18 protein-coding genes and 1 pseudogene are annotated in these 14,745 nt (G+C 34.8%); 3 read left to right on the plus strand and 16 right to left on the minus strand.

What is annotated here, in order from left to right:
* Nucleotides 1-17 precede the first annotated feature (17 nt).
* The 5 genes from ASM33_RS03770 to ASM33_RS08945 form a co-directional block, all read right to left on the minus strand.
* Nucleotides 18-791: a hypothetical protein gene (locus ASM33_RS03770; RefSeq protein ID WP_110410314.1), complete on the minus strand. Its 774-nt coding sequence runs from the start codon at nucleotides 789-791 to the stop codon at nucleotides 18-20.
* A gap of 52 nt (nucleotides 792-843) precedes the next feature.
* Complete coding sequence (locus tag ASM33_RS03775) at nucleotides 844-1,233, minus strand: phage tail tube protein (protein WP_110410313.1); 390 nt, start codon at nucleotides 1,231-1,233, stop codon at nucleotides 844-846.
* Nucleotides 1,208-1,618, minus strand: coding sequence for a tail completion protein gp17 (gene gp17 / locus ASM33_RS03780; RefSeq protein WP_110410312.1), 411 nt, complete (start codon nucleotides 1,616-1,618; stop codon nucleotides 1,208-1,210). Before gp17 ends, ASM33_RS03775 begins: the two co-directional genes overlap by 26 nt.
* A gap of 30 nt (nucleotides 1,619-1,648) precedes the next feature.
* Nucleotides 1,649-2,179, minus strand: coding sequence for a head-tail connector protein (locus ASM33_RS03785; RefSeq protein ID WP_110410311.1), 531 nt, complete (start codon nucleotides 2,177-2,179; stop codon nucleotides 1,649-1,651).
* Between the two features lie 223 nt (nucleotides 2,180-2,402).
* Nucleotides 2,403-2,738, minus strand: a complete 336-nt coding sequence (locus ASM33_RS08945; protein ID WP_110410310.1) for an ECH_0659 family protein — start codon at nucleotides 2,736-2,738, stop codon at nucleotides 2,403-2,405.
* Between the two features lie 62 nt (nucleotides 2,739-2,800).
* Here ASM33_RS08945 and ASM33_RS03795 point away from each other — a divergent pair, with 62 nt between their 5' ends.
* On the plus strand, nucleotides 2,801-3,550 hold the full coding sequence (locus ASM33_RS03795; RefSeq protein WP_110409356.1) for an IS5 family transposase: 750 nt from the start codon (nucleotides 2,801-2,803) through the stop codon (nucleotides 3,548-3,550).
* Between the two features lie 184 nt (nucleotides 3,551-3,734).
* Nucleotides 3,735-3,830: pseudogene (locus ASM33_RS03800) on the plus strand (IS5-like element ISWpi1 family transposase); the annotation flags it as partial.
* A gap of 105 nt (nucleotides 3,831-3,935) precedes the next feature.
* Here ASM33_RS03800 and ASM33_RS03805 read toward each other — a convergent pair.
* From ASM33_RS03805 to ASM33_RS03815, 3 genes are all read right to left on the minus strand, one after another.
* A complete protein-coding gene (locus ASM33_RS03805; RefSeq protein WP_110410309.1) occupies nucleotides 3,936-4,145 on the minus strand; it encodes a hypothetical protein in 210 nt (69 codons plus the stop codon).
* A 90-nt stretch (nucleotides 4,146-4,235) separates the two neighbouring features.
* Nucleotides 4,236-6,356, minus strand: coding sequence for an FtsK/SpoIIIE family DNA translocase (locus ASM33_RS03810; RefSeq protein ID WP_110410308.1), 2,121 nt, complete (start codon nucleotides 6,354-6,356; stop codon nucleotides 4,236-4,238).
* On the minus strand, nucleotides 6,357-6,635 hold the full coding sequence (locus ASM33_RS03815) for a YggT family protein (protein ID WP_110410307.1): 279 nt from the start codon (nucleotides 6,633-6,635) through the stop codon (nucleotides 6,357-6,359).
* A gap of 179 nt (nucleotides 6,636-6,814) precedes the next feature.
* Here ASM33_RS03815 and ASM33_RS03820 point away from each other — a divergent pair, with 179 nt between their 5' ends.
* On the plus strand, nucleotides 6,815-7,345 hold the full coding sequence (locus ASM33_RS03820) for a hypothetical protein (RefSeq protein ID WP_110410306.1): 531 nt from the start codon (nucleotides 6,815-6,817) through the stop codon (nucleotides 7,343-7,345).
* 178 nt (nucleotides 7,346-7,523) lie between these two features.
* Here the strand turns inward: ASM33_RS03820 and ASM33_RS03825 are convergent, their stop codons facing one another.
* From ASM33_RS03825 to ASM33_RS03860, 8 genes are all read right to left on the minus strand, one after another.
* Nucleotides 7,524-8,648: an IS4 family transposase gene (locus ASM33_RS03825; protein WP_110409390.1), complete on the minus strand. Its 1,125-nt coding sequence runs from the start codon at nucleotides 8,646-8,648 to the stop codon at nucleotides 7,524-7,526.
* Between the two features lie 174 nt (nucleotides 8,649-8,822).
* On the minus strand, nucleotides 8,823-10,217 hold the full coding sequence (purF, locus tag ASM33_RS03830; RefSeq protein ID WP_110410305.1) for an amidophosphoribosyltransferase: 1,395 nt from the start codon (nucleotides 10,215-10,217) through the stop codon (nucleotides 8,823-8,825).
* 138 nt (nucleotides 10,218-10,355) lie between these two features.
* The gene (locus tag ASM33_RS03835) at nucleotides 10,356-11,522 is read right to left on the minus strand and encodes an aspartate kinase (protein WP_110410595.1); all 1,167 of its coding nucleotides are present in this window, start codon (nucleotides 11,520-11,522) and stop codon (nucleotides 10,356-10,358) included.
* Between the two features lie 100 nt (nucleotides 11,523-11,622).
* Nucleotides 11,623-12,051, minus strand: coding sequence for a nucleoside deaminase (locus tag ASM33_RS03840; RefSeq protein ID WP_110410594.1), 429 nt, complete (start codon nucleotides 12,049-12,051; stop codon nucleotides 11,623-11,625).
* 18 nt (nucleotides 12,052-12,069) lie between these two features.
* Complete coding sequence (locus tag ASM33_RS03845; RefSeq protein WP_110410304.1) at nucleotides 12,070-12,411, minus strand: hypothetical protein; 342 nt, start codon at nucleotides 12,409-12,411, stop codon at nucleotides 12,070-12,072.
* Between the two features lie 36 nt (nucleotides 12,412-12,447).
* Entirely contained in the window at nucleotides 12,448-14,055 is a 1,608-nt protein-coding gene (locus ASM33_RS03850; protein WP_110410303.1) for a CTP synthase, read from the minus strand.
* Complete coding sequence (gene secG, locus ASM33_RS03855) at nucleotides 14,055-14,375, minus strand: preprotein translocase subunit SecG (RefSeq protein ID WP_110410302.1); 321 nt, start codon at nucleotides 14,373-14,375, stop codon at nucleotides 14,055-14,057. Before secG ends, ASM33_RS03850 begins: the two co-directional genes overlap by 1 nt.
* A gap of 115 nt (nucleotides 14,376-14,490) precedes the next feature.
* Nucleotides 14,491-14,739 carry a hypothetical protein gene (locus ASM33_RS03860; RefSeq protein ID WP_110410301.1) on the minus strand — a complete coding sequence of 83 codons (249 nt, stop codon included), beginning with the start codon at nucleotides 14,737-14,739 and terminating at the stop codon, nucleotides 14,491-14,493.
* Nucleotides 14,740-14,745: the final 6 nt, after the last annotated feature.

Below are 14,745 nucleotides of genomic sequence, written 5' to 3' on the forward strand. Positions count from 1 at the left end.
TTGCTTTACTTGACACCCTATATAGACCGACCTTTTTGTGGATCAGCATTTCTGCTTTCTTCAACCCTCTGTGCAAAAGATGTATCTTGTTTGCAAGTATGCTGCTGAAGCGGTTTGACAATTTCGTGCACAATATCCTTAACAGCAGTTAAAAATGCTTTTAATAACGCACCAAGTGCCCCACCCGCTGCTTCCCTTCCAAATCTCTTAGCACCCTTTTCATTATTCTCCTCAGTCTCTCCCGCCATCCTTCTCGGGTTCATCATATTACCAATATCTGAAAAGACTCTCCTGATTGAAGACTTCACTTTCTCCTTCGCTTCGTGAACATCTCCATCTTTTGCTGTTTCATGACCATGGCCCAGGTGTTTAGAGTCTATTGTCACATTTTGCTCTTTAGCAAACATGCTGCTTAATATTTCTTCAATCAATCGTTTTCTTCTCTTTTCCCTGATTCTTTTTACAGACGCTGATCTTTCACTAGTATGTTTTGTGGTTTCAAGTTCTGCATTGATATCCTCAGATGCAGCCTGACTATATAAAGTCTCTATTAGCCTATCTATGCTACGTTTTATTTGCATAGTCCTTTCATAACTATCCAACTTATCAATTCCTTCATCAATTTGATTTAAGATATCCTCAAAGTCTTTTAAATAGTCTTGAATCTGCTGTATGATTTGTTGTTTCTCTTCCTCATTATATTGTTCTTCTTGGGTTTCACTTTCTAAATTTCTTTCTCTTATATCGTCGTCATTGTTTTCTTCTTCCCTAAAAAGATCTTCGTCGTTCATAATCTTTAAAATCTTTACTAATCACATTATATATGAAAAAATTAAATTAACGTTAATGAAAAGCGTTTATAACTTCAGCACTGGCTAAAATTACAGTGAAGCTATCAAAAGCTGCAGGGTCATAATATCTCTCATACAATTCAACTGAGCACCGTAGCTTGATATTTTCTTTAGCATTAAAATTAATTTCATATTCATTAATAGAGTTCAGTATAGCAGAATTACGTAATAATCCATCAGCTAACACTGAGTCTAAGATTCCATTAATCTTTATTGTAATGTACCTGCTTCCAGCGCAGTCTAATACCCTTCTCCAGCCAAAAGAAGAAATATCTTTTACCTCTTCTTTGTTATTACGCAAGGTAAACCTGAGGTTTTTTATATTATTTAATGTAACAAAATTATTGTCATTATTCTTAATCTTTAGTTGCAATTTGCTCATTGTTATCTCCTTTTATAAGAACATCAAAATTAATTGTTGAATGTAAAATTTCGTCGTATTGGTTCATAGTACAATTACTTTCTGAAACAGATTCGTCATCAGAATATTTAATATTCTGGAGAGTCGAGTTAATATGTTTTGTAATGGCAAACATACTGTCTATATGATGAGTGTATATATCACATGAAAATTTAGCCTTCACAGCAAAATTGGATAGCATATTCAGGTTATTATAATTTACTACACGTAATCTGAGGTAAGGAATAGTGACCTGCTTAGGTAAGTAATCATAAATGTTAGTGACACACTGCTTTAAATCAGAATTTGCTTTCAGTGCTGTATAAATTTCACTGTATAGTTTATGTATAGCTTGAATTTTTCTCATAATTATCTCATTAAAATATTTCAAGATTATCTACAAAACAACTTTTAGTGTGCGAAAAGGAGAATACACTTCCTTGATCCCAGATAAATTGCTATTCACCTCTGAACGATTTCTATAAACGTCAGAAACATGCTGCATAATCCCTAACTTTATCTGCTCAGGAATATTTTCATAGCCAGCCTCGTATATAACATCAACTCTTTTTGTATTTAAACAATTGTGAAATTCAATATAGCTTCCTATATCACTAAAATAATAATTAAGACTTCTCTTTTCTTTTGTAGTAGCAGATATTATTTCTCTTACAGGACCATAGCTTAAATAGAGTCGTCGAGGCACATAATCCTCACATGAGATTTGCCATGTTTGTTTTACAAGGGATTTTCCCATATGCCATTCAGCGTAATCTGTTGCCCCAAAAATGAGGCTTGAAATTAACTTATCATCTTGATCATTTTCAATGCGTAAAAATGATTTAACCTCTTCTAATGTGACTGGAAAAGATTCAGGCTTAGATTTACGCTCTACATGAATCACAGGACTTCTTAATAGATCCGACATAATAACCCTCCTTTTTTATATGTAGCTAACGTAATTCAAGGTGTACAATTTCTGTCATCCTATTACAGATCCAGGTTTGTTCAGTAAACCTAGATTACTTTAGCTATAACAATATCATTATCATTTCTTGGACTTAACATTAAATTAAAACTAGTATAACACTATTTATACAGCGCTAAACATTTGAAATTCTTGCATTTTTATTATTTGATAGTAAGTTGTACTACAAATTCTTTGTTGTGTGTACGAGTACGTTCAAAAGAGAACGCATCAAAGCTGCTTCGCCCTTTTTATTGATAAAATTTGAATCCACAGCATAGTCAACTAGGCTAGATTTAAGTGAACTCAGATTTCGAGAGTGAATATCATTGAAAATAGAATTTAGCTCTTTAGCAAGTAAATCACGAAATTTCTGCACACTGTCATATGCAATATTTTCTAGTTCATTTGCAAATTTATCTTGGGTAGCAGTAGCTATATCTTCAATTTCTCCACTTAATTCCTCTAGGCTCTGTGAACAAAATTTCGTTGTGAAAGAATAAGATGGGAAAAAGGATATAAAAAAGGAGGAGAAAGTGGTAGTTTAACCCAATTAAGCAATAAAAAAGGAGAAACTACCGAATGGAATATTACATACAAGAAACAAAATGGGAACAAATTTTTGCATTTTTGAAAAGTGTGAAAGGTATACACAGCAAAGATGAAACGCAACTGAGAAGGTTCGTGGAAGCAGTCTGGTACATGGTCCGAAGTGGTTGCCAGTGGCGTCTTTTAGGAGAAATATATGGTAATTACAGGAGTATACACAGGAGGTTTAAAAAGTGGTGCGAAAAGGGAATTTGGGAAAAGCTATTTAAATATACACAAGATCCAGATTTAGAGGTGCACATGATAGATGGCACAATCGTTCGAGCGCATGCTTGTTCGGCTGGATACAAGAAGGATTCTGGAGCTCAAGAGGCATTGGGACGCAGTAAAGGTGGCTTTACAACAAAAATTCATGCACTTGTCGATGCTCTTGGAAATCCGTTAAAATTTACGCTTACTGCCGGTCAAAGACATGATATTACACAGGCTGAAGCGTTAACAGACAATGTCTATAACTCTATTGTAGTAGCAGATAAGGGCTATGACAGTAACGCATTTATTGGCAGCCTTGAAAGCAAGGGATGTGAGGTCACCATTCCACCAAAAAGGAATCGAAAAGTGCAAAGAGATTATGATAAACATGTTTATAAAGAGCGGCATTTGATCGAGTGTTTTTTCGGTAAAATCAAAAATTTTCGACGGATTTTTTCGAGGTTCGACAAGACTGCTATAGTGTTTATGGGCTTTTTGAACTTTGTTGGTGCACTTATATGGCTACTCTAAAATTTTGTTCACAGAGCCTAGCTTTCTTTCGTTACTTTTAAAATTTTTTATAAAGGTTTTCATATTCTTTCAGTTTAAATGCTTCTATGAGTATAGTGACAATGAAAAACTACCGAAGTAAAAAATTCACATAGCAAGCTTTGCCCTATGTCTAACTTCTTGTCATCTAATTATGTAACCTTTACAGTTATCAAAAGAGTATGATTTACTTATAATATCTACTGAAAATTTTATATATTTGGCCATGAGCATGGTCATGCTAAAGAGAGAATATGCTTGAATTTAAGAGTTTGCGGACAATTTCTACATCACTACCAGATTTGCCTGGCAGTGATTAAATAAATTAATAAGAGAGCAATGGCAGAGCCACTAAAACACTACTTCGCTATAATAAACAACATTCTTTGTAACAACTAAGATACTGTTCGTTACATTTCATGTAACATTGGTTAACATCATTAGTAGAACCACCAGAATCCAAACATTCTTGACGGCAATTATCATCAATAGCAGCACATGATTTTTTACACTCTGCCTTAGTCGCAGCACTTCTTATTATATCAATATACACAGAAGCATTAGTTTTTTTAACCATAATATTTACCATATAAGAAACAATAGTGAATATTTTAATATAAAATCATTACTATTATGTTAATTTTAGTATGAATATTTTGCAGCTATATTATTCCATCAATATTTCTCTCTTGCCTGAGTAGTTCGGAGGGCTGACTATCCCTTCTTTCTCCATTCTTTCCACGATATTTGCGGCTCTATTGTAGCCTATACGGAGTTGCCGCTGAATGTAACTAGTTGAAACTTTTTTATCTCTTTGAATTATAGAAACTGCTTGGTTATAAAGGTCATTTTCTTCATCTTCTGTCTCACTATCTGCTTCATCTGCAGGATTTTCATCTTCTTTGGTAATTTCCTCCATATAATTTGGCTCGCCTTGCGCTTTTAGGTGATCAACTATATCCTCCACTTCATTATCACTTACAAATGGGCCATGAATTCGAATAATCTTACCACCAGAGGCCATATAAAGCATGTCGCCCATACCAAGCAATTGTTCAGCCCCTTGCTCTCCAAGTATTGTCCGACTATCTATTTTAGATGTCACTGCAAAACTGATTCTAGTTGGAAAATTTGCCTTAATCACGCCTGTTATTACATCAACAGATGGACGTTGCGTAGCCATTATTATGTGTATTCCTGCAGCTCGTGCCATCTGAGCTAAACGTTGAATAGAGCACTCTATCTCTTTACCTGCAACAAGCATTAAATCAGCCATTTCATCCACAATCACTACAATGTATGGAAATGTTTCCATTTTAATTGGCATTTTTTCAAACAACGGCTTACCTGTTGTTGAGTTAAACCCAATCTGTACAACGCGCTCTAGTTCTACTTCGTTGTTCATCGCTTCTGTGATTTTTTGATTATAACCGATAACGTTGCGTACATTTAGGTATGACATCATGCGATAACGATTTTCCATCTCTTTTACTATCCATTTCAGGGCAATAACTGCCTTTTTTGGCTCTGTAACAACTGGTGTTATTAGGTGCGGTATTGCATCATATATTGAAAGCTCAAGCATTTTTGGATCGATCATGATCATCTTACATTCATCTGGGCTCAGCCTAAAAACTAACGAAAGAATCATAGTATTAATCGCAACTGACTTACCAGATCCTGTAGTTCCTGCAACAAGCAAGTGAGGCATTTTAGTCAAATCCGCAATAATCGGTTTTCCGCTTATGTCCTTTCCAAGTGCAATTGGAAGATTTAAATTTGAATTTTGATATTCAGGCGATTCAAGTAAATCACGCAGCATTACTATCTCTCTTTCCTTATTTGGCAACTCTATTCCCATAGCATTTTGCCCACGTATTATCGAGATACGCGCTGAGAGTGCACTCATTGAACGCGCGATGTCATCCGCAAGACCAATAACTCTAGCAGATTTTGTGCCAGCTTGTGGCTCGAGTTTATACAAAGTCACAACCGGTCCATAACATATACTGATAATTTTTCCTTGCACGCCGAAATCATTAAGAACTTGCTCAAGCAGAGATAGATTTTTATTGCTTTCCATTTCATTTAACTGCTTTCTCTGCAAAGACTCCTCCGCCTTAGAAAGCAATTGAACACTTGGAAATTCAAATTCACTGTGCGGTGCAAAAACCTCTTCAGTAGTTTTTTTCTTTCTTTCCTTTGGTTGCTTCGTAGTTATTTGAGCCATGTATTTTTCTTCTACCAATATAGGAGCAACCGAGTATTTAGAAGTTTTACGTAATCTGAAGAATAGAATTCTCACAAATAAGGAAATTATTTTTTTGCATAGAAAAAATAGCAAATAAGTTGTTCTCTTCCAACCAATTAGTCCTACTAAGCCTATTGATGCTGCTACCCATAATATATAAAACGGAAAATGGCTAATTATTGCATCTCCTGCTATCCCTCCATTTCTATATTTTGCGGTAATATCTAGCGAAAATTGTGATAGCGCAGCACAAATCCCTAAATTGATTAATGTTAAGTAGAGAATTTTCAGCAGTATTTTTTGTGGCCTGAAAATCAGCAAATAGGCCACTGTTGTAGCTATTGTGACGCTAGTTAACCCAAGAAATTGAACTAGTATGTCAGCTAAATATGACCCTACTATTCCACCCAAATTTGTTACTTCCTGGTCTGTAGCTGTGTTTAAGGATGAGTCCTTATAATTGTAGCTAAAAACTAATATATATACATATATTAGGAGTGACAGATATATTGTTGACTTAAAATATCTTTTTATCATCTACTTAAAGTAGTAATTTATCGTATATTTTACAAAATGAATTGCTATTAGCAATATCATTATAGATAAATCCAGTCCATTAAATTTTGGTATATACCTTCTAATAAACTTTAGCGGTGGATGTGTCAATTGATTCAAAGTGTACATCACTCTATTAATAACATCATTATATATGTTTACTATATTGAGCTTAACCAGCCAATTTAGAACGATCCAGCCTATTAAAATAAAGCTATAGAGTTCAAGCAACGTATTAATTAAATATATAATTGGGTGCATGTTTTTACTTTAACTGATTATCAATACATTTGTATTGCATGAGGGATTAAAAATCAAGTCGCGTTGAGTTTTTTGATTTTATATTTAACTTAATTGATTGCTTTTTTAATAGAGCTTCTTGACTATCTGAATTTATCAATACATAATAGATGTATATTAATAATAAATAGGAGTTAAAAATGACCGCATCTCATAATAAGCAAGACTGGAAATCTATAAACACAGATGAATATAATGAAAATGAACAAGACTGGGAACATGTAAAAACAGATGAATATAAGCAAAGCTATGAATATAATGCAAGAGATAGTAAGATTGTTTCTTTCAACAACACAGTAGCTGATTTAGGTCAATTTTGTACAAAATTAAAAGAGAGAGATAGTAGGACTGCTTTTTTCAATAACACAGTAGCTGGTTTAGATCAATCGTGGAGAGAATTCAAAGAACAAACACATGGAACGATATACGATATTGGAACTTGGTTAGCAAAAACGTACAAAAATTATACTGAGAAGGCTACTTATAATCTCAACGCTCAAGTAGAAAGAGTACAACAGGTAGAAGAAATAGAGATGACAGAATTTAGTCCATTAAAGACAAAAGTTGATTGCACGTTACCAGAAGAAGAAATAAATGAGAAACCTGGTGGGCAAATTCATAATGCGAATATTACCAATCTATGGAACCTTATAGGACGTGTACTTGGCTAAAACAGCATAATTAGGGTAGCAGATCTATTGCTAGCTTGATAAAACAATTCTAGGTGTGGGTAAAATAACCAAATCAGGTCTTATAATTAATTATAAGGCCTGTATGCATCTATAAAACAATTTTTGAAAAGAAGCAGTTGTCATCCCAGTGCGTGACACACAAGTGTACGAACGTTTGTTATGGAAAGTGAAAAAGGTAATAATCGTAGACTTTTTCTGGGTTTCCACCACAATATTCAATGACAGGTTTTAGGATTTCAAGCCTGAGTTCATTCATAAAAGCTCTCCTTGCAAACTTATAACTCTTGATTTCGCTGCGTTTTCTGTATTCTGTTAATAAAACCGAAGCAATAAGAATCATGTATAGTGTGACCAAAATTGTGTTTTTGCTATGTCCAAGAAAATGCTTCGTGTTGAGCTCCTGCTTGATAAATTTGAAGAAAACTTCTATTGACCAGCGCCTTTTGTAAAGAGCGCAGACTTCTTCAGCAGACATTTCATAAATATTAGTCAAAAATGTGAGAACTTCGCCATTCTGTCGATTTTGCGCTTTAATTAGCCTGATTTCAAACGACAAAAATCTTGAACCTTTTTGCCCCAGCCTGACTACTACATCTTCCATTAGCTCAAGCGTTCCAGTCTGCATGCCTGCAACTTTTCCGTGGATACGCACAATTTGATAACGAATATTATCGTTGCCACGTGTGATAAAATGTATGCCTTTATCTATAAACTCCTCGAAAGTTGCACGTTTTTGCAGTCCTCGATCAAATATGCAAATCGACTCTTGACCGTGATTTAAAATCATTTCCCGGAACGATGTGCTGTCAGAGGAGCCCTTGGCTTGAGTATACAAGTTCAGCAACTTTGCAAACCTGCCGTCAGTGGCAACGGTGCACTTTACCATATTCTTTGCACCACCACGCCATGGTATTGCAGATTGCAGTAATTTGCTCGATAACTGCAGGGTTGTGGAATCTATAATTAATAGCTTTTCTTGGTCTTTTTGGTTACAAAAACTTTGTAAAACGAACGAAAAAATTCTTTCGAAGTACTTAATTGGTATCGTTTTTAAGCGGCTTGCCACCGATGAATGGCGCGTATTCAGGCAAAACATCCGACGATAATTTTCCTCGATAGTCCGCAAGCTCAGCTCGTTTTTCTCCAATATGCTGTACAGCAGTAAATTAAATATATTTTCTCCCGTAAGTTTGCCCACTTTGTAATCAACGCCAACCGCTTTGCCTATTTCATCTAACACTGCTTTCGGCAATTTTGATATTATTTCTTTGTAATAAAACACACTTCACACCCTAATTTTTTTCCTATCTTATCGCTAAATTAGACGTTCGTACAGTTGTGTGCGTGACACTGGGATCCAGGAATTTTTTTACACTGGATCCTATGATCAAGTCATAGGATGACAGAAAAAATGGTAAACCTTACCTATTGTGGATATCAAATCTAGGTAATATCATCAGGAAGATACTACGCTAACTGGATAATCACCGGTAAAGCAAGCATCGCAATATTGCGGCGCTATATTATTACGCTTTTCTTCTTTCACAGCTCTGTATAGCCCATCAACACTTAAAAAGGCTAAGCTATTTACTCCAATAATTTTTCTAATTTCTTCTACAGACTGATTTGCAGCAATTAAATCTTTGCACTCTGGTGTATCTATCCCATAAAAACAAGAATGCTTAATTGGTGGGCTTGAAATTTTTAGGTGAATTTCTTTGACTCCTGCATCCTTTAACATAACTATTATACTTTGCAGTGTGCTACCGCGTACTATGCTATCATCTATTAAAATTATATTTTTACCCTTTAAAATATGTTTATTAGCATTAAATTTTAATTTTATTCTAACTTTACGCACCTCAGCAGTTGGTTGTATAAAAGTCCTTCCTATATAGTGATTACGAATTATTCCAAGCTCCATAGGTATTTCTGAATGCTCTGCGTACCCAATAGCAGCAGGTATTCCGGAATCAGGTATTGGCACAATCATGTCTATATTGCCTATTGGAGGGCTCTCTCTAGCAAGCGTCTTCCCTATTGCCTTTCTTATATCATATATTGACCTATCTTCCATTATGCTATCTGGTCTTGAAAAATAGACATACTCAAAAATACAAAAACTTGATTTCTTCTGCAAAAAAGGAAACATTGACGTTAATTTACCATTTTGATCAATAATCACTAGCTCACCAGGCTTTATTTCTCGGGTAAACTCAGCGTTTACTATATCAAGTGCGCAAGTTTCAGATGCAAGAATATAAGAGTCATTTAGCTTTCCTAAGACAAGTGGCCTGATCCCTGCCGGATCACGCACTCCAATAACTACATTTTGATTAATCGCTACAAAAGAATAAGCGCCTTGTACTTGTTTTAATGCATCTATAAAGCTTTCTAAGAAGCTATCGTTTTTACTGCTTGCGAGCAAATGTACAACCACTTCCGTATCTATGTCCGATTGAAAAACACACCCTTGCTCAATTAATTGTTCACGCACTTGAAAAGTATTAATTAAATTACCATTATGCGCTATAGCAAAGTCACCAAATTTATCACTTTTACCAAGCATTGGCTGTGCTCCGGATTTACTGCCACTTGTTGAATATCGCACATGACCTATTGCATAATTTCCAGGTAAAGATTTCTTTATCTCATCTATATCATCAAGGACGCTGCTTACTTGGCCTTGAAAGTGATAAGAATGTATTTTATCTTTGCTGCTTGTTACAATACCAAAAGATTCTTGACCTCTATGCTGCAAAGCATGAAGAGCAAGTATAGAGTTAAATGCAGCATCATTATTACAGCTTATACTAAATACTCCACATTCTTCGTGTATTTCATCCAGCATAATAACTATTAAGTAAAGCTTAATTTTACTTTAGCGCATATAAAGCACAAGCATTTTGTTTATCTGCTTTTATGCTCTGAATATTACCATTGACAATAAAGACAGTGCCTTGAAACTGTGCAGCGATATGTAAAGAATTTAAAAAGCATCAAGCTCATATTCAGTATGCAAATCTCTTACTAAAGCTTCAGCATGTTCTTTATGAATGATTATACTAATTTTGATTTCAGATGCTGTAATAGCAAGCACTTCTATCTTTTTTTCACTTAAAACCTTTAGTGTGCGATGCATAACTTCGGTGTTAGACATAACACCGATGCCAATTATCGAAATTTTAGCTATATTGTTATTTATGGTATAATTTTTATCCTCGCTCAATAATTTCCTTACTAAATCAACATCAAACTTTGAAACAACAAAACTTGATCCATGTATCATATCAATTTTAACATTTACTCCTGCTATATCTTTTAAAGTATGCAAGGTATGAGCAATGTTAGTAAAAGTTACAAGAGCCTCATTAGTACTACAAGTTATCCCAGTAATCAAGTATTTCTCTAGTACGTCCCTTTCCCCTAGCACAGTAGTACCCTCTACTTCTTTAAAAGTAGACAATACCTGCACTTTAATGTTATGTTTCATTGCAAGTTGTACTGAACGGTTATGCAATATTCTAGCACCAGATGACGACATTTCCAACATTTCCTTGTAAGCAATAGATTTGAGTTTGTGTGCTTTTGGAACAATTTTTGGGTCAGCTGTATATACTCCATCAATATCACTAAAAATTTGACAAATTCCAACGCCAAAAGCTACCGCTAATGCAACAGCGGATATATCAGAGCCACCTCTTCCAAAAGTAGTGATTCTATCATCGTACGTAGCACCCTGAAAACCAGCAATAATTGCGACATTATAGCCTTCTATAAACGATCTTTTCAAACGATCAACTTTTATTGTTTTTATTTTAGATTCAGAGTGAGAATCATCAGTAATAATTGGCAACTGCCAGGCAAGCCATGATTTAGCGTTAACGCCGGTAGATTGAAGAGTAATTGCTAATAACCCACACGAAATCTGCTCTCCTGCTGAAAGCATAACATCGTATTCTGATTTCTCTTGCCTACAACTTAAATTTGAGATTTGTCTAGCCTGAAAAGCCATCTGATCAGTAAACCCAGCAACAGCAGATACAACAACAACCACGTTATAACCTTGCTCAACATCGTTTTTTATTAAACTTGCAACTCGGTTTAAATCAGTTAATGAAGTTCCACCAAATTTTTTTATGATTATTTTATCCATAGTTATAATATAGCCTTCTTCTGACGAAAAATATAGTTTTTGTATGAATTTGACATTTGCGGCATGATGCATTTAGCCCTTACATATTACAGCTATAACTTCATGCATCCCTCAATCCTTCAAAAAAATCCTTTAGCAAGAAAGAGCATTCTGCTTCTAATATTCCACCATAAATTTCAGGAACATGATTGCAAAATTGAAATATCTTAGCACCATTTTCAACTCCACCGCCTTTTGGGTTATAAGCCCCGAAATACAATCGTCTAATCCTTGCAAAAGAGATAGCTTGAGCGCACATCGGGCACGGCTCTAATGTTACATACATGTCAAACTCACAAAGTCTTGAAGTTGAAAGTAATTCACATGCTTGCCTGATTGCTAATGTCTCCGCATGCGCTGTTGGGTCATTAGACGTAACAGTCATGTTGTATGCTGAAGCAATTACATTATCTCCACTTACTATTACAGCTCCTATTGGCGCCTCATCCATTTCTTTTGCAATTTTAGCTTGCTCTATGGCAAGTTTCATGTGGAAATTGTTAAACATTTACTGAGTATTACAAGAAATATAGCTTTCTCCTTTAATCTTTTTTACCTTTCTTAAGCCGTAGACCTCACTTCTTGGCTCATTGAATTTAACCTTTACAGCCGGAGCATGAATAATGTTATTGCATGATAACATGTTGTTATTTCCATCAACACTGTCGCTAACGTCGCTTTTTGCATAATCATGTTCTATTGCAATACGACTTATGGTTTCATTACGCTCAGCTTCTTCTGCATCTAGTATTGCACTTATTTCATTCTTTACAGGCTGATCCGCAGATCCGTTTACATATTCTAATAATTCCTTTGTATATTCATATAGATATATAATATTATCTAACACCTACCCCTCTCTGTTAGCCTTATTTATTAAATTCTATCAGACTTTTGTTTCTTTATCAACTGCTGCTTTAATAAATGATACAAAAAGAGGATGTGGAGAAAATGGCTTTGATTGAAATTCTGGATGAAATTGCACTCCGATAAACCATGGATGATTTTCTAGTTCCACTGCTTCTACACATGTACCATCTTCTGATATGCTGCTACATATCAGCCCATTTTTCTCTAAATCATCTTTATAATCAGAATTGATAATATACCTATGTCTATGCCTCTCTGAGATGGTAGAACTGCCATATATATTCATCACTCTTGAATCTAAGTTTACGCTACATTTATATGCACCAAGCCTCATGGTTCCACCTAAATTGCTATTTTGGCTATCAAGTAATTTTACAATAGGGTTTTTACAATCATAAAACTCTTCAGAGTGTACATCTTCAAGTTTTAAAACATTGCGAGCAAATTCAATAACCGCAAGCTGCATACCAAAACATATTCCAAAAAATGGAATATTATTTATACGGGCGTAATTGATTGCTAAAATTTTACCTTCGATTCCATGATCACCAAAACCTCCAGGCACAAGGATTGCACGAGAATTTTTTAATTCTTCTTCTACAGTTTTCTCACTTAGCACTCTTGAATTAACCCAATGTATCTTGATGTTTACTTTATTAAAAATCGCTCCATGAGTCAGTGCTTCTACCAACGACTTATACGCATCTGGAAATTCTGTATATTTTCCGACTACTGATATAATAATTTTCTGCGTTGGATTCTTAATGGTATTTATTATTTCTTGCCATGATATCAAACTTGGCTTTGGCTTACTTAAATTAAAATGTTCTAAAATTTGTGTATCAAGCCCATATTGGCTATAGAGTGCTGGTAACTCGTATATATGACTTACATCAGGAGCTGGAATAACATTAGATAGAGGCACATTACAAAGATTAGCTATTTTCTCTCTTTGATCTTTGGAAATCTTTTTTTCGCTGCGACACAATATAATATCTGGTTGTAATCCTGCAAAATTTAACTCTCGAACCGAATGTTGTGTCGGTTTTGTCTTTAATTCCTGCGCTGCAGCAAGATATGGCACTAAAGTCAAATGTATAAGAATAACTCTCTGTTTTCCGAGCTTATAGCTAATTTGACGTATGGCTTCTAAAAATGGTTGGCTTTCGATATCACCTACAGTTCCACCTATTTCACATATTACAAAATCTAGATCTTCCGTATTATTAGAAATAAAAGACTTAATTAAATCCGTAACATGTGGAATAACTTGCACAGTTTTGCCTAAGTAGTCACCGTGCCTCTCTTTCTTTAATAACTCATGATACACTTTACCAGTTGTTATATTGTCATCTTTTGTTGCGTTAATACCAGTAAAACGCTCATAATTACCTAAATCCAAGTCAGTTTCAGCACCATCTTCTGTAACAAACACTTCACCATGTTGAGTAGGGTTCATTGTTCCAGGATCAATATTTAAATAAGGATCAAGTTTTCTAATGTGTATTTTAAAGTCATGGGCTTGAAGGAGCGCACCAACACTCGAAGAAACAAGGCCTTTCCCAAGTGACGATACAACTCCACCTGTTACAAAGATAAATTTAGTGCAAGTTGCCTCTTTCATTAATTTTCAAATGGAACGGAAGTAGATTCTTTTTCTTGTTTTTTTTCTAATATGATTTTCTCTGCAATCGATTTTTTATGCACGTCTTTTGAAGATAATCCCGATAACAGTAATGTGTTTATAATGAACAACCCAGCTATTATAGCCGTTATTTTGCTGAGCGGATTTGCAGAAGATTTCATTGGAACCATTGAATTGAGTCCCTGTTGCGAACTACTAAAACCACTTAGTGAGCTACTGCCAGGTGGCTGCAAAAGAACTAAAATCACCAAAACAATAACTAGTATTATTTGAAATATATTTAATATCATTATTGACATTGTGGGCAGCGCTTAAAAGAAAAATTTTAGAGGCGTGAAGCGCTTAAGTCAAGCTCTTATAAACACCTGTCATCTCAAGTGATTATAGCTTCAATTCTATTTACTTTTAAATTTATTAATACTGGCGGTAAACATTATCGCATACTGCTCCTTTCCAGTCAATCCTAACAACATTTATGCTACTACTTGGTTGTTTTAATAATCCTCTACCTTCTTTTTTTGTTATTTGTATATCTTCACCGAGATAGTGATATATTTTACTACCCCAGTTCACCTGACTAGATCTACTAGATTCGTTGCTACTTTTATTGGAATCATGAAATTCCTGATAAGGCCAACTTTTATCATTACTAGCATCACACATAAATTA

Origin of the sequence: Wolbachia endosymbiont of Folsomia candida, assembly GCF_001931755.2 — a bacterium.
In the GTDB taxonomy this organism is placed as follows: domain Bacteria; phylum Pseudomonadota; class Alphaproteobacteria; order Rickettsiales; family Anaplasmataceae; genus Wolbachia.